This is a genomic window from Bradyrhizobium uaiense (assembly GCF_010811875.1).
Lineage (GTDB): Bacteria > Pseudomonadota > Alphaproteobacteria > Rhizobiales > Xanthobacteraceae > Bradyrhizobium > Bradyrhizobium uaiense.
The window spans coordinates 1-18,891 of record NZ_VKHP01000193.1 but is presented as its reverse complement, the minus strand read 5'-3'; the positions used below and the strand labels follow the sequence as shown (position 1 = coordinate 18,891).

General features: G+C 64.4%; 22 protein-coding genes. 13 read left to right on the top strand and 9 right to left on the bottom strand.

Annotated features, from left to right (window positions below):
• A partial coding sequence (locus FNJ47_RS34020; RefSeq protein ID WP_163160283.1) for an AEC family transporter occupies positions 1-831 on the top strand: 831 nt, incomplete at its 5' end.
• A gap of 13 nt (positions 832-844) precedes the next feature.
• Here FNJ47_RS34020 and FNJ47_RS34015 read toward each other — a convergent pair.
• Positions 845-2,029: a UbiH/UbiF family hydroxylase gene (locus FNJ47_RS34015; protein WP_163160282.1), complete on the bottom strand. Its 1,185-nt coding sequence runs from the start codon at positions 2,027-2,029 to the stop codon at positions 845-847.
• 133 nt (positions 2,030-2,162) lie between these two features.
• Here FNJ47_RS34015 and pcsA point away from each other — a divergent pair, with 133 nt between their 5' ends.
• From pcsA to FNJ47_RS34000, 3 genes are all read left to right on the top strand, one after another.
• Entirely contained in the window at positions 2,163-2,891 is a 729-nt protein-coding gene (gene pcsA, locus FNJ47_RS34010) for a phosphatidylcholine synthase (RefSeq protein ID WP_163160281.1), read from the top strand.
• Positions 2,888-3,613, top strand: a complete 726-nt coding sequence (locus tag FNJ47_RS34005) for a TerC family protein (RefSeq protein ID WP_163160280.1) — start codon at positions 2,888-2,890, stop codon at positions 3,611-3,613. The genes pcsA and FNJ47_RS34005 overlap by 4 nt, the downstream gene beginning before the upstream one ends.
• A gap of 135 nt (positions 3,614-3,748) precedes the next feature.
• Positions 3,749-4,723, top strand: a complete 975-nt coding sequence (locus FNJ47_RS34000; RefSeq protein ID WP_163160279.1) for a quinone oxidoreductase family protein — start codon at positions 3,749-3,751, stop codon at positions 4,721-4,723.
• Positions 4,724-4,858: 135 nt separating this feature from the next.
• Here FNJ47_RS34000 and FNJ47_RS33995 read toward each other — a convergent pair whose 3' ends face one another.
• Positions 4,859-6,055, bottom strand: a complete 1,197-nt coding sequence (locus tag FNJ47_RS33995; RefSeq protein WP_163160278.1) for an acetylornithine transaminase — start codon at positions 6,053-6,055, stop codon at positions 4,859-4,861.
• Between the two features lie 414 nt (positions 6,056-6,469).
• Here FNJ47_RS33995 and FNJ47_RS33990 point away from each other — a divergent pair, with 414 nt between their 5' ends.
• The 3 genes from FNJ47_RS33990 (at position 6,470) to FNJ47_RS33985 (ending at position 8,137) form a co-directional block, all read left to right on the top strand.
• Positions 6,470-6,883 (top strand): hypothetical protein, encoded by a 414-nt coding sequence (locus tag FNJ47_RS33990; protein ID WP_163160277.1) that lies wholly within the window; start codon positions 6,470-6,472, stop codon positions 6,881-6,883.
• A complete protein-coding gene (locus FNJ47_RS51690; protein ID WP_165445989.1) occupies positions 6,771-7,151 on the top strand; it encodes a hypothetical protein in 381 nt (126 codons plus the stop codon). Before FNJ47_RS33990 ends, FNJ47_RS51690 begins: the two co-directional genes overlap by 113 nt.
• Before the next feature lie 155 nt (positions 7,152-7,306).
• Positions 7,307-8,137, top strand: a complete 831-nt coding sequence (locus tag FNJ47_RS33985) for an LssY C-terminal domain-containing protein (protein ID WP_163160276.1) — start codon at positions 7,307-7,309, stop codon at positions 8,135-8,137.
• A 244-nt stretch (positions 8,138-8,381) separates the two neighbouring features.
• On the opposite strand, the gene rimO is transcribed toward FNJ47_RS33985, so the two are convergent.
• Complete coding sequence (gene rimO / locus FNJ47_RS33980) at positions 8,382-9,707, bottom strand: 30S ribosomal protein S12 methylthiotransferase RimO (RefSeq protein ID WP_163160275.1); 1,326 nt, start codon at positions 9,705-9,707, stop codon at positions 8,382-8,384.
• 119 nt (positions 9,708-9,826) lie between these two features.
• On the opposite strand from rimO, the gene FNJ47_RS33975 reads away from it, so the two are divergent.
• The 3 genes from FNJ47_RS33975 to FNJ47_RS49990 all read left to right on the top strand — a co-directional run bounded on the left by FNJ47_RS33975 (position 9,827) and on the right by FNJ47_RS49990 (position 11,989).
• Positions 9,827-10,417, top strand: a complete 591-nt coding sequence (locus FNJ47_RS33975) for an ANTAR domain-containing response regulator (RefSeq protein ID WP_018271619.1) — start codon at positions 9,827-9,829, stop codon at positions 10,415-10,417.
• Positions 10,414-11,571: a CmpA/NrtA family ABC transporter substrate-binding protein gene (locus tag FNJ47_RS33970; protein WP_163160274.1), complete on the top strand. Its 1,158-nt coding sequence runs from the start codon at positions 10,414-10,416 to the stop codon at positions 11,569-11,571. Before FNJ47_RS33975 ends, FNJ47_RS33970 begins: the two co-directional genes overlap by 4 nt.
• A gap of 265 nt (positions 11,572-11,836) precedes the next feature.
• Positions 11,837-11,989: a hypothetical protein gene (locus FNJ47_RS49990; RefSeq protein ID WP_165445988.1), complete on the top strand. Its 153-nt coding sequence runs from the start codon at positions 11,837-11,839 to the stop codon at positions 11,987-11,989.
• A gap of 74 nt (positions 11,990-12,063) precedes the next feature.
• Here FNJ47_RS49990 and FNJ47_RS33965 read toward each other — a convergent pair whose 3' ends face one another.
• The 4 genes from FNJ47_RS33965 to pxpB all read right to left on the bottom strand — a co-directional run bounded on the left by FNJ47_RS33965 (position 12,064) and on the right by pxpB (position 15,265).
• Positions 12,064-12,492, bottom strand: a complete 429-nt coding sequence (locus FNJ47_RS33965) for a hypothetical protein (RefSeq protein ID WP_163160273.1) — start codon at positions 12,490-12,492, stop codon at positions 12,064-12,066.
• A 150-nt stretch (positions 12,493-12,642) separates the two neighbouring features.
• Positions 12,643-13,416 carry a LamB/YcsF family protein gene (locus FNJ47_RS33960; RefSeq protein WP_163160272.1) on the bottom strand — a complete coding sequence of 258 codons (774 nt, stop codon included), beginning with the start codon at positions 13,414-13,416 and terminating at the stop codon, positions 12,643-12,645.
• An 86-nt stretch (positions 13,417-13,502) separates the two neighbouring features.
• Complete coding sequence (locus tag FNJ47_RS33955; RefSeq protein ID WP_163160271.1) at positions 13,503-14,537, bottom strand: 5-oxoprolinase subunit C family protein; 1,035 nt, start codon at positions 14,535-14,537, stop codon at positions 13,503-13,505.
• A complete protein-coding gene (gene pxpB, locus FNJ47_RS33950) occupies positions 14,534-15,265 on the bottom strand; it encodes a 5-oxoprolinase subunit PxpB (protein ID WP_163160270.1) in 732 nt (243 codons plus the stop codon). Before pxpB ends, FNJ47_RS33955 begins: the two co-directional genes overlap by 4 nt.
• Before the next feature lie 213 nt (positions 15,266-15,478).
• On the opposite strand from pxpB, the gene FNJ47_RS33945 reads away from it, so the two are divergent.
• Together FNJ47_RS33945 and FNJ47_RS33940 are read left to right on the top strand one after the other, a co-directional pair.
• Positions 15,479-16,177, top strand: coding sequence for a ribonuclease activity regulator RraA (locus FNJ47_RS33945; protein WP_095734524.1), 699 nt, complete (start codon positions 15,479-15,481; stop codon positions 16,175-16,177).
• A gap of 23 nt (positions 16,178-16,200) precedes the next feature.
• Entirely contained in the window at positions 16,201-16,605 is a 405-nt protein-coding gene (locus FNJ47_RS33940) for a (R)-mandelonitrile lyase (RefSeq protein ID WP_092114437.1), read from the top strand.
• A 69-nt stretch (positions 16,606-16,674) separates the two neighbouring features.
• On the opposite strand, the gene FNJ47_RS33935 is transcribed toward FNJ47_RS33940, so the two are convergent.
• Together FNJ47_RS33935 and FNJ47_RS33930 are read right to left on the bottom strand one after the other, a co-directional pair.
• Positions 16,675-17,472: a DUF2147 domain-containing protein gene (locus FNJ47_RS33935; RefSeq protein ID WP_163160269.1), complete on the bottom strand. Its 798-nt coding sequence runs from the start codon at positions 17,470-17,472 to the stop codon at positions 16,675-16,677.
• 181 nt (positions 17,473-17,653) lie between these two features.
• Positions 17,654-18,427, bottom strand: coding sequence for a transporter substrate-binding domain-containing protein (locus tag FNJ47_RS33930; protein WP_163160268.1), 774 nt, complete (start codon positions 18,425-18,427; stop codon positions 17,654-17,656).
• An 86-nt stretch (positions 18,428-18,513) separates the two neighbouring features.
• On the opposite strand from FNJ47_RS33930, the gene FNJ47_RS33925 reads away from it, so the two are divergent.
• A partial coding sequence (locus FNJ47_RS33925) for a DUF1993 family protein (protein ID WP_163160267.1) occupies positions 18,514-18,891 on the top strand: 378 nt, incomplete at its 3' end.

The window sequence follows — 18,891 nt, the reverse complement described above, 5'->3', positions numbered from 1 at the left end:
GTTTCGTTGCCGGCGCTGCTGTTCGGGATCATGTCCAAGACCCCGTTTGCGGAGCTGAACAACCCGCCATTCCTGATCGCCACCACGCTCGGAACCGTGATCGCATTCTTCCTGGCGATGGTCGCGGGCAAGCTGATGGGGGGCTTGACGCTGCGCGAGGCAACGCTGGCGGGCCTGTCGGGTGCCTACGGCAATATCGGCTATATGGGGCCTGGGCTGGCGCTCGCCGTGCTCGGCACCAAGGCCGCGGCGCCGACCGCGCTGATCTTCTGCTGCGACAGCATCTTCCTGTTCTCGATCGTGCCGCTGCTGATCGAGCTCACCGACCGCGACCATCCCTCGCTGCTGCACGCATTCGGCGTGGTGCTGCGGCAGATCGTGCAGAACCCGCTGATCATGTCGGCGGTGTTCGGCGCGCTGGTCGCCGCGTTTCACATCCCGTTGCCGGTCGCGCTCGACCGCACCATCCAGTTCCTGCAGAACGCCGCCGCGCCGATGGCACTGTTCGCGCTCGGCGTCACCGTGGCGCTGCGGCCGTTCGAGCGGGTGCCGTGGGAGGTGCCGGGCGTGGTTGCGATCAAGCTCCTGATCCACCCGCTGCTGGCGTTCGGACTGATGCTGCTGTTCGGGCCGTTCGCGCAGCCCTGGGCCGCGACCGCGGTGCTGATGGCCTCGCTGCCGCCGGCGCTCAACGTGTTCGTGATCGCCCGGCAGAACGACACCTGGATCGAGCCGGCCTCGGTCGCGGTGCTGATCGGCACCTTCGCCTCGGTGGTCACGCTGACCAGCGTGATGTGGTTCATCCAGAGCGGACGGCTGGTGTTTCCCTAAGTGAGCATCAGGCTCAGCGCCGCCATGACGGCGCAAGGCCCTCGCGCATCGCCAGCCGCCGCAGCGGGCCGAATGCGCCGAGCAGGTGCAGGCCGGCGGCACGCGCGGTCTGCACGCCCAGGAAATCGCTGAGCAGCGAGCGGTTGGCGATGTCGATCGCCCAGGTCCTGCTGGCAACGTCGGGACGCCGCGCCGCCTGGTAGCGCGACAGCACGCTTGGCGCGCCGGGATCCTCGCCGCGGCCGATCGCCTGGCCCGTGATCTCGGCGATATCGGCGGCGTCGCGCAGCCCCATATTGAGGCCCTGCGCGCCGATCGGCGGCAGCACATGGGCGGATTCCCCGACCAGCGCGATCCGGTCTTTTGCAAACTGCCGGGGCCGCTCGATCGCCAGCGGAAACACGTGACGGCCGCCCTGGACCTCGACGCGGCCGACGATCGAATGCGACTGCCGTTCGGCCGCGACGGACAATTCCTCGTCGCTGAGTGCCTTGAGCCGCTCGGCCTCCTTGGGCGAGGAGACCCAGACCACACTGCTCCTGTTGCCGGCGAGCGGCACGAACACGCAAGGGCCGTGCTCGGTGTGAAACTCGGTCGAGATGTTGTTGTGCGGGCGGCTGTGGGTGATGTTGAAGGTGAGGGCGGATTGCCCGAGCGCGCGGCTTGTCACCTCGATGCCGGCGGCCTCGCGGGACAGTGAATTACGCCCGTCGGCGCCGACCACGAGCCGGGCCTTGAGCGACTGGCCTTGCCGCGTCACCACCGTGACATCGGCATCATCAGGCTGCACCGAGGCGGCCTCGTCGTCGAACCGCGTCAGCGCGGCCATCTCGCCCGCACGGTCCTCGAGCGCTGCGACCAGCGAGCGATTGTCGATGTTGAAGCCGAACTGCTCGCGCCCGATTTCGTCCGACGTGAACCGCACCTCGGGTGCGCGGATCAGGCGGCCAGTGTCATCGACGAGGCGCATGGTCTTGAGCGCCGCCGCCTTGTCGCTGCAGCGCCGCCAGACGTCGAGCCGCTCCAGGATATCGGTCGAGGCGCCGAGCAGCGCGGTGGTCCGGTTGTCGGCATAGGGCGCGCGGCGCGCCAGCAGCGCGGTCCGCGCGCCGGCGTCGGCAAGCGCAATGGCAGCCGTCAATCCGGCCGGGCCGCCGCCTATTACGATAACGTCATAATCCTGCGAGCTGTCGGTCATATCAGGACATTTGACATGCCTGGCCCGATTTTCAAGCCATCGGTAACCACCAAGAGTTTCCAACGCCTTGCGCGGCGGAACGCCGCAAGACTGCATATGCAAAGGGGGCCGATTCCTGATAGCACTTCGGCCGATGGAGCACTCGAGCCAGCCGGATGCGTTGCCAGAACGGATGCGGACCGCCGCATTCTCCGTTCATATTTTCACGGCACTCGGCGCCGGCGTCGCGCTGCTGGCAATGCTCGAAGCCGTGCGCGAGCACTGGGCCAACATGTTCGCCTGGCTCGGGGTCGCGCTGATCATCGACGGGATCGACGGCCCGCTGGCGCGCCGGCTCGACGTGGTGCGGTTGCAGCCGAACTGGTCGGGCGAGGTGCTCGACCTGGTGGTCGATTTCGTCACCTACGTATTCGTGCCGGCCTATGCGATCACCGCGAGCGGCATGTTGCTGCCGCTGGCTGCGCCGATCCTCGGCATCGGCATCGTGGTCTCCAGCGCCCTGTATTTCGCCGACCGCCGCATGAAGGCCGACGACAACCATTTCCGCGGCTTTCCGGCGCTGTGGAATGCGGCGGCGTTCTATCTGTTCCTGCTGCATCTGCCGCCGGTGCTGTCGACCATCGTGGTCGCGGCCCTGATCGTGCTGACCTTCGCGCCGTTCCACGTGCTGCACCCGTTCCGCGTGGTGCGGCTGCGCTGGCTGACGCTGTGGCTGCTTTTCGCCTGGGCGGTGCTCGGCGCGTACACGCTCGCCAATGATTTCGTGGTCGCTCCCTCGATCACCTTCGGTCTCTGCGCCATCGCCGTCTACATCGTCGGCAGCGACACCGTGATCCGCCGGATGAAAGCCTTCAGAGCATGATGCAATTGATCACCAGCCCGGAAGCCTGGGCTGCGCTGTTGACCCTGACTGCGCTCGAGATCGTGCTCGGCATCGACAACGTCATCTTCCTCTCGGTGATCGTCTCGCGGATCCCGCAACCGCAGGCCAACCGCGCGCGGCAGATCGGCCTGCTGCTGGCGCTGGTGTTCCGCATCCTGTTGCTGTCGATCCTGGTCTGGCTGATCGGGCTGACCCAGCCGGTGATCGTTGTTCAGGACATCTCACTGTCCTGGCGCGACATCATCCTGATCGGCGGCGGCCTGTTCCTGATCGCCAAGGCGACCCATGAGATCCACGGCGAGGTCGAGGCGCGTGAGGGGGAGGCCGCCGACAAGCCGAACGCCAGCGCGTTCTTCTGGGTGATCGTGCAGATCATCATCATCGACCTGGTGTTCTCGCTGGATTCGATCATCACCGCGATCGGCATGGCGCAGGACATCGAGATCATGATCGCAGCGGTCGTGATCGCCTGCGCGATCATGTACATCTCGTCGGGGCCGGTGGCGCGGTTCGTGGCGGAGCATCCGACCACCAAGATGCTGGCGCTGGCCTTCCTGGTGCTGATCGGCGTGGCGCTGGTGGCCGACGGCTTCAAATTCCACATTCCGCGCGGCTACATCTACTTCGCCATCGCGTTCTCGGCCGCCGTCGAGGCATTCAACGTCATGGCCAAGCGCAACCGCAGGAAGCCGGCGCGGTAGGCATGATCCGGAAAAGTGCGAAGCGGTTTTCCGAAAAGATCATGCATCTAGTCTACGGTTCCGGCCCGCTTGGTTGACAAGCCAGCGCCGTTGGCATTCGCTTGGCTGGCGCTGATATTTGAGGGGAGCGACGACATGACCAAGGCTGTGCGCGTGCACAAGGTTGGGGGCCCGGAAGTCCTGACCTATGAGGACGTCGAGGTCGGCCCGCCGGGGAACGGCGAGGTTCGTATCCGCCAGCACGCGGTCGGGCTGAACTTCATCGACGTCTATTTCCGCACCGGCCTCTACAAGGCGCCGGGCCTGCCGTTCATCGCCGGCAACGAGGCCGCGGGCGAGGTTCTGGCTGTCGGTCCGGGGGTGACCAATTTCCACCCCGGCGATCGCGTCGCCTACTACTACAACCTCGGCGGATATGCGTCCGAGCGCGTCATCCCGGCCGACAAGCTCGTCAAGCTACCCGACCACATCACCTACGAGCAGGGCGCCGTGCTGATGCTCAAGGGGCTCACGGTCTGGTACCTCTTGCACAAGACCTTCAAGGTCGAGCAGGGCCATCGCGTGCTGATCCATGCTGCGGCCGGCGGCATCGGGCTGCTGGCCTGCCAATGGGCGCGGGCGCTCGGCGCGCATGTCATCGGCACCGTCGGCTCGAAGGCGAAGGCCGATCTCGCGCTCGCCAACGGCTGCGACCACGTTATCCTCTACAATGAGGAAAACTTCGTCGAACGCGTCAAGCAGATCAGCCGCGGCGAACTCTGCGATGTGGTTTATGACGGCGTCGGCAAGACCACGTTCCCGGGATCGCTGTCCTGCCTGCGGCCGCGCGGCCTGTTCGTCTCGTTTGGCAATGCGTCGGGCCCGGTGCCGCCGTTCCCGCTCGCCGAGCTCAACAACCACGGCTCGCTGTTCGCGACACGGCCCAAGCTCAACGACTATGTCGGCACCCGCAAGGAATTGCTCGAAGGCGCCGACACGCTGTTCGCGGCCGTGATCAACGGCAAGCTGCACGTGCCGATCAACCACGCCTATGCGCTGAAGGACGTGGCGAAGGCGCATATCGATCTGGAGAGCCGGGCGACGACAGGCGCGGCGATTCTCAGGCCGTAATGCAACGTCATTGCGAGCGAAGCGAAGCAATCCATTGCCTCCGCATATGCGGACCGATGGATTGCTTCGTCGCTTCAGCGCAAAATTGCTTTGCAATTTTGTCGCGAGCTCCTCGCAATGACGTTGCGGTGGCCGTTACGCCACCCGCCTGGCCGCGCCGACCTTCGTCAGCACCGTATCCAGGCAATCGATCATCGCCGAGATTTCCTCCCGCGTGACGTTGAGCGCCGGCATGAAGCGTAGCGTGTCCGGCCGCGGCGAGTTGACCAGCACGCCGGCCGCAAACGCCTCGGCAACCACAGCAGCGCCGATCGGCATCTTGAGGTCGAGCGCGAGCAACAGGCCGCGGCCCCTGATCTCGCCGAGCCCATGCCGCGCCGACAGCCGCTGCAATTCGCGCTCGAGCAGCTGCCCGGTGTCGGCGACCGATTTCAGGAAATCGGGCTGGCCGATCTGATCGAGCACGGCGAGGCCCGCGGCGCACATCAACGGATTGCCGTTGAAGGTGCCGCCCTGATCGCCGTGATCGAAGCACGAGGCATGCTCGGTCGCGAGCAGCGCCGCCAGCGGCACGCCGCCGCCGATGCCCTTGCCGAGCGTCATGATGTCGGGCTCGATTCCGGCATGCTCATAGCCGAACAGCTTTCCGGTCCGGCCCATGCCGGTCTGGATCTCGTCGACGATCAGCAGTAGGCCGCGCTGCTGGGTCAGCGCCCGCAACTCCCTCAGGAATTCATCGGTCGCGGGCCAGACGCCGGCTTCGCCCTGGATCGGCTCCAGCATCACCGCGACCGTCGATGGCGAGATCAACTTCCGCACCGACTCGATGTCGTTCAGCCGCGCTTTCCGGAAGCCCGAGACCTTCGGCTCGAACAACGGCTCGAACGCCTTCTTGCCCGAGGCCGACATGGTCGCGAGCGTGCGTCCGTGGAAGCCGCCCTCGAAGGTGATGATCTCGTGCGCACCGTTCTTGTACTTGGCTCCGTATTTCCGTGCGAGCTTGATCGCGCCTTCGTTGGCCTCCGCGCCGGAGTTGGCGAAGAACACCTGGTCGAAGCAGCTCTTGTCGACCAGCGCCTTTGCCAGCTTCAGGCTCGGCTCGTTGTAGAACGCAGGGCTTGGCGTCAGCAGCCGTCTGGCCTGCGCGGCCAGCGCGTCGGCCACGGCCGGCGGCGAATGGCCGAGGGCGTTGACGGCCCAGCCCTGCACGAAATCGAGATAGCGGTTGCGGTTGGCGTCCCAGAGGTACGAGCCCGCGCCGCGCACGAACACAACCTGCGGGCGGGCGGTGATGTCCATCAGCGCGTCGAACGGTTGGGTAGCGTCTATCATGTCGATCTCCTCTGGGGTCGGTGTGGGGAATGGGGGACAGGCCGAAAAGCGAGAAGGCCGCGCTTTGGGGGCGCGGCCTTCTCGAAAACCCTGGCTGATTTAGCTAATCAGCGATGGCGTCGGACACGGCGCAGCCCAGCATCGTCGCGGGTGCGACGACGGCAGATGGCGCGGCGGTGGGTCCGGTTCAGCTTCATGGCGCAGGCCCATACAGCCGAAGGGGCGGCGGTGTCAAGCGGGAGGTGATACCGCACGCAATCGGCTCGCGGAGCGTGCGAGAGCGTTTTCGAGCGAAGTGGACGCCGGTTCGCGTGAAGAAAACGTGTCAACACAAGAATCTAGAGCCTTCGGTTCTGATTCAATCAGAACTGAAAGTACTCTAGGCTGCGACGAGGCAATCCTGGAGGTGGCGCCGTGATCAAGCTGCTGATCGAAAGAGACCTTCCGGCCAATTTCGACGTGACCGATGACGTGCAGGCGGCGCGTCACGCGCGACCATTGCGGCCCTCAGCCAACAGTCGCCGCTTCCTCTGGAATACCCGCCGCCGAGTAGTGTTCGAGGGGCGACGAAACAAAATCTGCCGGGATGAAACCATTTTCCGGCCTTCACGAAGGCATGGTGAAACAATCGGGCGGTTAAAAACAGCCTTGGAAGCGATGGGCAAAGGGGAACTGCAAAAAGAACAACGATCGCCGTGGGGCGCGGAACAAGGGCATGTCACAGATTCGCAAAGGTTTTTTAGTCGCTCTCGCGACTGCATTGACGATCGGCGCCGTGCAATTCGCTTCAGGTCACGACCTCGGCGACCGCTGGCACGCGGGCTCTGAGCAGCCAGGTCAGATCGTCAACCGAGCCGGCAAGGCAGATCACCTTGCTGCCCCTAAGCCGTTCGCAGTCCAGACGAAAACGGTTTCTGTGCGCTTGAACGATCAAGCCGATACATCGGTCCTGATCCGTGTTCCGTCTGCGCAAGCCCGTATCACCAAGACGCCGCTGTGGAATCAGAGCCGTAAGCCGACAGTCGCCTGCGAGCCCATGGTCAGCACGCTCACGGAAGTCGCAAGGCTCCTGCAGCCTGGCCGTTGCGTGACCTGATCGGCTCAATCCGCTTTCCTGATTGGCGGTGCGAGCCAAGTTCGGCGCTGACAGCCTATATCCGCAATCTTATTGACGGAGCCTAACCACTGGCGTCGAAGACCTGCCAAATCCTCAACTGTTGGACCGACGGGATTTCAACGAGGCCGTGCAAGATGAGATTGCTCAAGCTTCTTGTGCAGCGTTTGCTCATCTTTGGATTGGGAATCTTCTGTGTTTGGTTGATTGTCTTCGTTGTTTTTGAAACTGCGGACCGCAGGCTACCTTGGATCCTGGCAGTCAGTGCCACCTACGGAATCGCCGCATATCTCGTTCTGCCACGTGCGATTCGGATGGGCTTGAAGATTCTGCAAAGCAAACGTGTGCCGAGTTACACGATTACGGGCGACGGACTGCCTGGAGATCCCGTGAACGTCGTGCTCGTCGGTACGCTCCAGCAGCTTCGCGGGGCCTTCGCAGCGCTCGGCTGGTCGGAGGCAGATCGGCTTAGTCTAGCCAGTTCATGGGGCATGGTCCGAGCCTTTGTGCTCAATACTCCATACCCCACCGCCCCGTTCAGCACCCTCTATCTTTTCGGGCGGGGCCAGGACATCGGTTTTCAAAAGGCGATCGATAACAGCCCGCGGAAGCGCCACCACGTAAGGTTCTGGGCCTTGAGTCAAACGCGTGCCCAGGCAACTTGGGGAACAGCAGATTTCTGGCTAAACACCGAACGCCCGCCGGAAAACGAATGCGTTCTTTGGATAGGAGCTGGCACCAGGGACACCGGCCTATCCCTCACTCGTCTTTCATTTCAAATCACCCACGCCACAGATTCGGATACGAATGCAGAGCGCGATCATATTATCGGTGAGTTGAAGAGGATTCGAACCATCCAAGCGGTGAAAGTCTATCAGGCCGGGGAAAATCTTCTCGCTGAACGCGTCAATCACTACATTACCGATGGCGAGATCACGTTGGCGATTCTGGTTGGAAACGAAGATTGACGCCAAAGCCAGGGTTTTCTGCTATCCCTCAAACTGTCCAGCTACGCGAGCCCGGTTTCGCGGTTTCAAGAAAATAACCGTCGTGGGCCGCGTCCTCCCCGCGATGATTCCGCTATCGACATCCATGTCTGTTGTTGGCCCATCGCGACATTTGCTGCGCTTGCGCAAAGAGGTCGGTATCGGAGCGAAGCGGACTTCGCCGCCGGTTTATGAGTACACGGCCGAGTGCAGCAGCGTATTCGCGTCAGAATCCCGCGACGCTGCCGTGCAGGTCGTATTCGTCGGAGCGCTCGATCTTGGCGGTGACGATCTCGCCGACCTTGAGCGGGCGGCGGCTGGTGAGATAGACGGCGCCGTCGATCTCGGGCGCATCGGCCTTCGACCGGCCCTTCGCCACCGTCGGACCGACCTCGTCGATGATGACCTGCTGGCGGGTGCCGACCTTGCGCTTCAGGCGCCGGGCCGAGATCTTCTGCTGCCGCGCCATAAGCGCGTTCCAGCGCTCCTGCTTGACCTCGTCGGGCACGGCATTGGCAATCGCGTTCGACGTGGCGCCGGCGACCGGCTCGTATTTGAAGCAGCCGAGGCGATCGATCCCGGCTTCATCCAGCCAGTCGAGCAGGTAGGCGAAGTCGGCATCGGTCTCGCCGGGGAAGCCGACGATGAAGGTCGAGCGCAGCGTCAGCTCGGGGCACTGCTCGCGCCACTTCTGGATCCGCGCCAGCGTCTTCTCCTGTGCGGCCGGCCGCTTCATCGCGCGCAGCACGTCGGGGCTCGCGTGCTGGAACGGGATGTCGAGATAGGGCAGCACCTTGCCCTCGGTCATCAGGCCGATGACCTCGTCGACATGCGGGTAGGGGTAGACATATTGCAGCCGCACCCAGGCGCCGAGCTCGCCGAGCTCCTTGGCGAGGTCGAAGAATTTCGCGCGCACGCTGCGATCCTGCCAGGGGCTCTCGGCGTATTTCAGGTCGACGCCGTAGGCCGACGTGTCCTGCGAGATGACGAGCAGTTCCTTGACGCCGGCCTTCACCAGCTTCTCGGCTTCGCGCAGCACGTCGTTGGCCGGCCGCGACACCAGGTCGCCGCGCAGCTTCGGAATGATGCAGAAGCTGCAGCGGTTGTTGCAGCCTTCGGAAATCTTCAAATAAGCGTAGTGGCGCGGCGTCAGCTTGACGCCCTGCGGCGGCACCAGGTCGAGATGCGGGTTGTGCGCCGGCGGCAGCGCGCGATGCACGGCATCCAGCACGCTCTCATATTGCTGCGGGCCCGTGATCGAGAGCACGCCGGGATAGGCGCTCTCGATCTGCTCCGGTTCGGCGCCCATGCAGCCGGTGACGATGACCTTGCCGTTCTCGGCCATCGCCTCGCCGATCGCGGCGAGCGATTCCTGCTTGGCGCTGTCGAGGAAGCCGCAGGTGTTGACGATGACGATGTCGGCACCATCATGCTTGCGCGCCAGCTCATAGCCCTCCGCACGCAACCGGGTGATGATGCGCTCGGAATCGACCAGCGCCTTGGGGCAACCCAAGGACACGAAGCTCACTTTCGGCGCGGCGGCCTCTTGCATATCGTCCCAAATCTGCCTGATTGATGGGCAGGAGCTAGTCCCAATTGCCGAGAATTACAACCCTTTCCCGGGCCTTCCGGCATGATATGGATGCGGTTGCCGGGGCTTAAGAGTTGTCGATGAGCGCAGAATCGTCTCCCAAGATCGTCATCGTCGACGAGAGCCCGATCCGCGCGGCCATCCTGGAGGAGGGACTGCGGGAGGCCGGGTACACGGACGTCGTCCATATCAGCGAGATGCAGAGCCTGCTCTCGCGGATCTATGCGCTCGACCCCGAGATCATCGTCATCGACCTCGAGAACCCCAGCCGCGACGTGCTGGAACAGATGTTCCAGGTCAGCCGTGCCGTGCGCCGGCCGATCGCGATGTTCGTCGACCAGAGCGACGCCGCCTCGATCCAGGCTTCGGTGGAGGCCGGCGTCTCCGCCTACATCGTCGATGGGCTCAAGAAGGAACGGATGAAGCCGATCCTCGATCTCTGCGTCTCGCGCTTCAACGCCTTTTCCAAATTGCAGGACGAGCTCGACCGCACCAAGCATGCGCTGGAGGAGCGCAAGGTGATCGACCGCGCCAAGGGCATCCTGATGAAGGTGAAGGGGCTGACCGAGGAGGAGGCCTACGTGCTGATGCGCTCGACCGCGATGCGCGAGAAGAAGAAGATCGGCGAGATCGCGCAATCGATCCTGACGGCGTCGGAGTTGTTGAAATGACCACACCCTTGCACGTTGGGTTCATTCCGCTGGTCGACGCCGCCGCATTGATCGTCGCCGTCGACAAGGGATTTGCAGCGACTGAGGGCCTCGACATCACGCTGGTGCGCGAGGTGTCGTGGTCGAATGTACGCGACAAGCTCAACATCGGCCTGTTCGACGCCGCGCATCTGCTGGCGCCGGTGGCGATCGCATCACACCTCGGGCTCGGCCACGTCAAGGTGCCGATCGCAGCACCCTTCAATCTCGGGCTCAACGGCAACGCCATCACGGTATCGCCGGCGCTGCACACAGCGCTGATGACGGAGATCGACGGCGACCGGTTCGATCCGATGGCGACCTCGCAGGCGCTGGCCCGCGTGGTGGCGAAGCGGCGCAAGAGCGGGGCGGAGCCGTTGACCTTCGGCATGACCTTCCCGTTCTCGACCCACAATTATCAATTGCGGTTCTGGATGGCTGCCGGCGGCGTCGATCCGGACGAGGATGTGCAGCTCGTGGTGCTGCCGCCGCCCTACATGGTGGACAGTCTCGCCAACGGTCATGTCGACGCGTTCTGCGTCGGCGCGCCCTGGAATTCGATCGCGGTCGATCTCGGCATCGGCCACATCCTGCACTTCGTCTCCGACATCCTGCTCAGCGCGGTCGAGAAGGTGCTGGCGGTACGCCAGAGCTGGTCGGAGAAGCATCCCGATGTCGTCGCGGCGCTGGTCCGTGCGCATCTGCGCGCCGCTGACTTCATCGAGCAGCCGGAGAACCGGCCCGAGGTGGCGCGGATGCTGGCGCAGCCGGAGCGGCTCGGCGTCGATGCCAGCGTCATCCAGCGCACGCTCGATGGCCGGCTGAAGATCTCGCCCGACGGCACGATGCGCGAGAGCAATCGCTATTTGCTGGTCGGGCGCGAGGCAGCCGCGCGGCCGGACCCGGGGCAGGCGGCCTGGCTCTACGCGCAGATGGTTCGCTGGGGCCAGACGCCATACCGGCCGGAGGCGTTGAAGGCTGCCATGGCCGTGTTCCGGCCAGACCTCTACGACGCCGCGTCAGGCCACCCGGCAGGCACCTCCCACGCCATCGGCGCGTTCGCAGGCCCCCCGTTCGATCCGGCCGACGTTCCGGGCCATCTGGCGGCGTTCAAGATCCGGCGCTGGAAGCCCTGAATGCGGCAGCGGCCACGCGCCTGATATCCACCTCGGGCTACTTTGCATGGGGTTGTTTTCGAGATTTTCGGTTGTTGTGGGATTGGTACAAGTTCCCGACGCCTCGAATTGCGACGAATAAGATTCTCGGACGAACCCGCGAGGAAGAAAATTCCTCTGGGAACCGGGTTCCCCGAGGGCGTGGCGTCGCTATTTTTGCCACCCGCTTGAATTGCGCCGCGAACGATATTCCATATGCCCGAGAATGGGGCGTTGGAGATCGACCATGCGCGAGCTATCGGCGGAAGCCCGCCTGCACTTTTACGCGCGACAAGTTTCAAGGAAGTCCGGGACCGGAATTCAGACTGCGGCGCTGTACAGCGCGTTTGCGGTGATTGCGGCCATCGTGTTCGGCACGCTGTCCGTCCACCCGTTCTGAGGCCCTGAGAGAACTGCAAAGCCGCCGCCTGATGTCCCCAGGCGGCGGCTTTGTGTTGGATGGATCCTGATAGATCAATAGCCGTAGCCGCGACCATACCCGTAGCCGTAACCGTAGCCGTAACCGCCGCCGCAGGTGCTGCAGGTCTGCTGAACAGGTGCGTAGTAGGAATAGCCCGGCGAGACCATCTGGGTGCGCTCCTGGGTGGCGTATTGCGGCGGGATGCGCTCATAGTCGACGCCTTCGGGCGCGACCATCACGGTCTTCGGCACCATCACGGTACGATACTGCGCCGGCGTGCGATGCGCGATGACGCGGCCCGGCGACACCATCACGGTTTCCTGCACCGTGCGATATTGCGGCGGCACGGTCTGCACCTGATAGCAGGTCGTGCAGGGCTGGGGCGGCGGCGTATAGCAGCTGTAGCAGCCAGCGGACGCTGCGCTGGTGAAGGCGGCCGTAGCAACCGCGGCAATGGCAAGGGAGAGGCTGGTGCGGAACATGCTTTCGTACCCAATTTCCTGAGAGGACAATCAAAGGCTCGGAAGCTGCACCTAGCAATCAAACGGCAAGTTTGGGTTTAAGAAGGTTCTTAACGGAATCTAAAGGGCCGGCGCGGCGGCCGGCCCTTGCTGATGAGATGCGTTCGCTGCTCAGTGCGCAGTCTTGAACGGCGCAACCGTAATGCCAGCCTGCTTCAGCGCCTCGCGCAGGCCGCGCGCGATCTCGACGGCGCCATGTGTGTCGCCATGGATGCAGACGGTATCGGTCTGCATCTTGATCACCTTGCCCGTGACCGAGACGACCGCGCCGTCCTGCACCATCCGCACCACGCGCTCGGCGATCGCCTTGGGATCGTGCAGCACCGCGCCGGGCTTCTTGCGCGACACCAGATTGCCGTCGTCCTCGTAGGCACGGTCGGCAAACACTTCATGCGCCATCCGCAGATTGGCGGCCTCACCCGCGCGGACCAGTTTCGAGTTGGCGAGCACCACGAAGATGAGATTGCGATCGACGGCCTTGATCGCATTGGCGATCGCCTTGGCCGTCATGTCGTCCTGGCAGGCGACGTTGGACAGCGCGCCATGCGCCTTCACATGGGTCACCTTGTGGCCGGCCGCAGTCGCGATCGCCTGCAGTGCGCCGATCTGGTAGGCGACGAGATTCTCGATCTCCGACGAGGTCAGCCCGGGCACCGGGCGGCGGCCAAAGCCGTGCAGATCGCGGTAGCCGGGATGGGCGCCGACGCTGACGCCGCGCGCCTTCGCGAGCTCGACCGTCTTGCGCATGATGTCGGCGTCGCCGGCATGGTAACCGCAGGCGACGTTGACCGAAGTCGCAAGCTCGATCATCGCGGCGTCATTGCCCATTTCCCAGGGCCCAAAACTTTCGCCGAGATCGCAATTGAGGTCGATGGTTGAGGTCATGACGATCGATCCGTTTGTTGCTGTTGGCTCTTTTGTTTGAGCATGATCTTTTCGGAAAACCGCTTCACACTTTTCCGGATCATGCTCTAGGGTACCGCGACCTGCCAGGTCACGGCGTCGATGGCGCTGACGGCCTGGCCTGCAACGTTAGCATCCCTCAGCGCTTCGATGTTGAGGCCAAAATCCTCGATGCCGCGGAGACGATCGGGCAAGGAACGCAGCAGCGCGTGAAACTTGATCGCCTCGGCTTGCGCTTCGGCGATCGTCACCGCCTTGAAACGGAACGGCCGGCCGGCGGAGATCTGCGCGAAGCGGCCGAAATCCGCCGTGATCACGGTCGCGATCTTCGGATAGCCGCCGCTGGTGCCGCGGTCCGGCATCAGCACGATCGGCTGGCCGTTGCCCGGCACCTGGATGCTGCCGTTCACGGTGCCGTCGGAGACGATGTTGTGGCCGTCGAGGTGCTTGATGACAGAACCTTCGAGGCGGTAGCCCATGCGGTCGCTGGTGGCCGAGATCTTCCACTCGCTGTCGGTGAGCAGCCTCTTGCTTTCATCGGCGAACTCGTCGTCCTGCGGGCCGAACACGATCCGGATCGGCGCATCGGTTGAGGCCGGCAATTCGATGCAGCGCTCGGCTATGCCGCTCGCGGCCTGCGTCTTCAACTCGTCGCCGCTTTGCAGCGGCCGCGGGTAGGGGCTGCCGAGCCCGGCGCGGGCGTTGACCGCGAGGCTTCCGAACATCGGTTCGCCCTCGATGCCGTGCTCGATCGCGAGATAGCTGAACGAGCCGCCGCGGGCAAAGCCGAGATTGAGCGTCTCGCCTTCGGAGAGCGTCGCCGAACTATCGAAGGCGACCGGCCGGCCGCCGATATCCGCATTCCGTGAGGCGCCGGCGAGCCCGACCCGCACCGCGCCGCCACGCGCGGTGAAGCTGGCGCCGAACGGGCCGATCTCGACTGCGGCGGCAAGCAGCTCATTGCCGACCAGCGTGTTGGCCGCCGCCAGCGACAGCCGATCCATCGCGCCGCTCGGCACCAGGCCATAGCGCTGCGAGCCCGGACGCCCGCCGTCCTGCACCGAGCTTGCCGGGCCGATCGAGGTGACGACGAGCTTGCTCATGGTCGCACCAGTTCTGCGACGAACTCGCCGGCATCGGCGGCGCGGTCCTGTTCCGCAAAGGTCTTGGCATCGACCGCCGTGAAGGTGATGGCGTCGCCCGGCTCCAGCAGGAAGGTCGGATCGCGATGCAATTGGTAGGTTCTCACCGGGGTGCGGCCGAGCAGGTGCCAGCCGCTCGGGCCGGCCAGGCATTGCACGCCGGTCTGGATGCCGCCGATCGAGATCGTGCCGGCGGGGGTCAGGAGCCGCGGGTCCTTGCGCCGGGGCATGTGCAGGAACGTCTCCAGCCCGCTGAGATAGGACCAGCCCGGCGTGAAGCCGATCATGGCGACGCGATAGTCGCCGGCGACGTGGCGTGCCACGATCTCATCCGGAGTGGTTCCGAGCGCCTTCGCGACGTCCTCGAGATCGATGCCGTGCTCGCCGCCATAGGCGACGGGAATGCGCCAGCGCCGCGTTCCGGTCTCGGTCGGCGGCGCCTTGGCGGCGCGCGCGAGCAGTTGCTCGCCGAGCGCATCGAAGCCGATCTGCACGGGATCGTAATGCACCAGCAGCGAGCGGTAGGTTGGCACGGTCTCGGTGATGCCGGCGATCGGCTCGGCCGCAATCACGAGGTCGAGTGCCAGCACGCGCCGGTTGGCGGCGTCGTCGATGGTGCGGCTGAATTCCACCGTGATGGCGCTGTCGCCACTCGGCAAAAGGCGGGGAGGACTTAAGGGTTCGGCCATTGGATCAAGCGGGCTTCGTCGGCCATCAAGCTAGCGTGTTTCGATCCAAAACGGAATTCGCTTCGTGCAAAATGATGCAGTAACTTCAATAAATTAATCGGCATGCCGGCGATAAATTTAGATGATCGCAGCATTTTCGCGCAGCCCTTGACGCAGCGCCTTCGCCCGGCAACATGCGCCGGTCTTTTCCTCCCATCGGAGCAAGCTTTCCAGATGTCACTGTCCACCGAGGCGATCGCGACGCTGTCGCACGTGTCCACCGCCACCATCACCACCGTCCTGCTCAAGAAGGGCCTGCGCAACATCTGGATGCGCGGCACCAAGCCGCTGAAGCCTGGGCAGAAGCGGCTGGTCGGACCCGCCTTCACGTTGCGCTTCGTGCCGGCCCGCGAGGACCTGGCGACGCCGGAATCCTGGTCGTCGCCGATCTCGACCCGTACCGCGATCGAGGCGATGCCGGCGGGCTGCATCGCCGTGGTCGATGCCATGGGCATCACCGATGCAGGCATTTTCGGCGACATCCTCTGCGCGCGCATGGTCAAGCGCGGGGTGACGGCGCTGATCACCGATGGCGTGGTGCGTGACCTCGAGGGTGTGCTCGGCACCGGCCTGCCGGTCTGGTGCGACGGCTACGCGGCGCCGCCGTCGGTCGCCGGCCTGACCTTCGTCGGCTGGGGCGAACCGATCGGATGCGGCGGCGTTGCCGTGTTTCCGAATGACGTTGTCGTGGCCGACCAGGACGGCGCGGTGCTGATCCCGCAGGCCTTCCTCGACCACGTGCTGGCCGAGGGACCCGAGCAGGAGCGGATGGAAGCCTGGATCGTCAACGAGGTGAACAATGGCGCCCAGCTACCCGGCCTCTATCCGATGAACGCCGAGACCAAGGCGCGTTACGCCGCAACCAAGAAATAACGTCAAGAGAGCGAGGTAACCCCATGGATATCCACGTTTCCGGCTCGCGGCCGACCCGTCGCGCGCCGAAGGAGAACTTCACCGGCAGCGTGCTGCAGGACCCGATCAACATGGCGCCGGCGCCGGCGCGGCTGAACGCCTCGCGCGTGTCGTTCGAGCCCGGCGCGCGCACCGCCTGGCACACCCATCCGCTCGGGCAGACGCTCTACGTGATCTCCGGGATCGGCCGCGTGCAGGCCAAGGGCGGGCCGATCCGGGAAATCCGCCCCGGCGACGTCGTCTGGATTCCGCCGAACGAGAAGCACTGGCACGGCGCCTCGCCGGATAACAGCATGACCCACATCGCCATGCAGGAAGCACTCGACGGCGTCTATTCGACCTGGATGGAGCACGTCACCGACGAGGAATACAACGGCAAGCTCGGTTGAGCCGCCGCTGCGAGCCTAACGAAGAAAAGCCCCGCTCTAGAGCGGGGCTTTTACTTTTCGCGGCGACGATCAATTCACCCGCGTCCAGGTCTGGCCGCCGCAGAACATGCCGCCGAACGCACAGCCCTGAACGCGCAGCGTGTCCGGGCTCTTCATCGCGATTGTTGAGTCGTAGGTGCTGCCGCTGTTCGGATCGAAGATGCGGCCGCTCCATTTGTCCTTGCCGGGCTTCATGTTGATCAGAACCTGCTCGCCGTTGGCGTTCGATTTCTTGTCGACCGAGTAGCCGCAGAGATTAGCGCCGCATTGCTCGATGCGGACCTTGCCTTCCTTCTCTTCGGTGAGCCAGACGCCCAGCGGCGAATTGGCAGCTTGCACGGCGACCGCAACCGGCTTGGGTGCAGCAGCGTTCGGCGGGGCGGCACCAACAGTCGGCGCTGCCGCGGGCACAGCCGCCGGCGCGGCGCTTTGCTGCACAGCTGGTGGCGCCGGTGGTGGTGGTGGTGGTGGTGGCGGCGCGGTCGCTGCCGATGGTGGCGCCGCGACGCTCGTGTTGGCCGGCTCTGTCGGAGTTGGTGGCGGCGCCGGCGCTGCCGGGGCAGTGGCCTGATCAACGGCCGCTGGAGCGGGCGTTGCCTGGGAATTGGTCTTCGCTTCCTTCGGAGCCGTCTCGAACTTCTGCGCGGCGTCCTTGCTCTTGGCGCGCTTGGTGTGGCGACCGGTATTGTCGTAGACACCGGGGATCGAAACCGTTCCGCGGTCGGGATCGATGCGAATGGTGCGGCCGCCGTAATCGAACGTGTATTGCGCCTGCGCTGCGGCCGTGCTCGCCAGCACAAGCGAGGCGATCGCCAGAAGCTTCTTCATCTCGACCTCCAGTGCAGGGAACCCCGTTCGCAAGGCTATGTGGTGACGGCCCCGCTGAATGTGCCCCAGATCACGGTCAGAGCATGAGTCTGGGTCCCCGCGGCTTAGGTTCAAATCACTGGATCGCGGTCTGGTTTCAGGCCGCGCGCATCAATTTATGCGCACGCGTGTTTGACCCGGGCTATTCGAACCATGCCGCGTAGATCTTCGCGTAGCTGCCATCCTCGTGCGCGATGTGAAGCCACTGGTCGACGAACGCCTTCAATCCGACGTCGCGCTGCATCCAGTAGGCCTTCTCGGCGAAGTCGAACGGCTTGTCGGGATGCACGGCGCAGAGCACGCCGGGATGCATCTTCTGCTGATAGCGCGTCTCGGACGCGTCGGTCATCATCAGGTCCGCGTCGCCCTTGGCGATCTCGTCGAAGATCCTGGTGTTGTCGTTGAAGACGCGGATGTCGGCGGCCTTCACATTGGCGCGCGCAAAACGCTCATTGGTGCCGCCGGGATTGACGATGACGCGGGTGCCGGGCCTGTCGATCTCGGCGAGCGTGTCGAACTTGCCGTTGTCGGCGCAGCGTGCGATCGGCGTCTTGCCCTCGCGCATGATCGGGGTCGAGAACAAACCCTTCTTCTGCCGGTCGAAGGTGATGGAGATGCCGCCCATCGCGATGTCGAAATCGTCGGCCTCGAAATCCTTCATCATCTGCGGCCACGATGTCGGCACGAACTCGACCTTGACGCCGAGCGCCTTGCCGAGCGATTGCGCCATGTCGACGTCGAAGCCGCGGAATGCCTTGGTCTCCTTGTCGAGCGCCGTGAAGGGCAAATAGTCGCCGGTCATGCCGACGCGCAGCGTGCCACGCTTGACGATCTCATCGAGCCGGGATGGCGCCTGTTGCGCGTGCGCGGCAGACAGAAGCAAGGTGAGGGCAAGGCCGGCCAGCGCGCGAAACATCCGATTTCTCCGTCAATTCCGATGACATGTCGTTGCGGAGCATTTAGACCAGTTGAGACGATCGAGCCAGCACAGCGGGCGCAAAAGTGACCATCTCGCTCCACGAAGCATCCGTCGGCGTCTATGTGCCGTATCTGCGCAATCTCTCCGCGCTGCTCGATCACGCGGAAGCCCACGCCAGGGCGCGCAAGATCGAACCCGACGTGCTGCTTGGAATGCGGCTGTCCCCGAACATGTACAGCCTTCGCCAGCAGGTCGGGGAGGCGAACCGTCACGTCGTCCTGAGCTGCGCGTTGCTCGCGGGGTCCGCACCACCGGTCTTCGGCGAGCCGGAGACCGAACAGGCCGAGCTCAACGAGCCGGAGCTGGAAGCGGTCGAACCGGAAGTGGACGAACCGGAGCCGAGCGAGCCGGAGCCGATCCAGCCGCCCCAACCGATCGAGGCCAACGGCTATTCAAAGTCC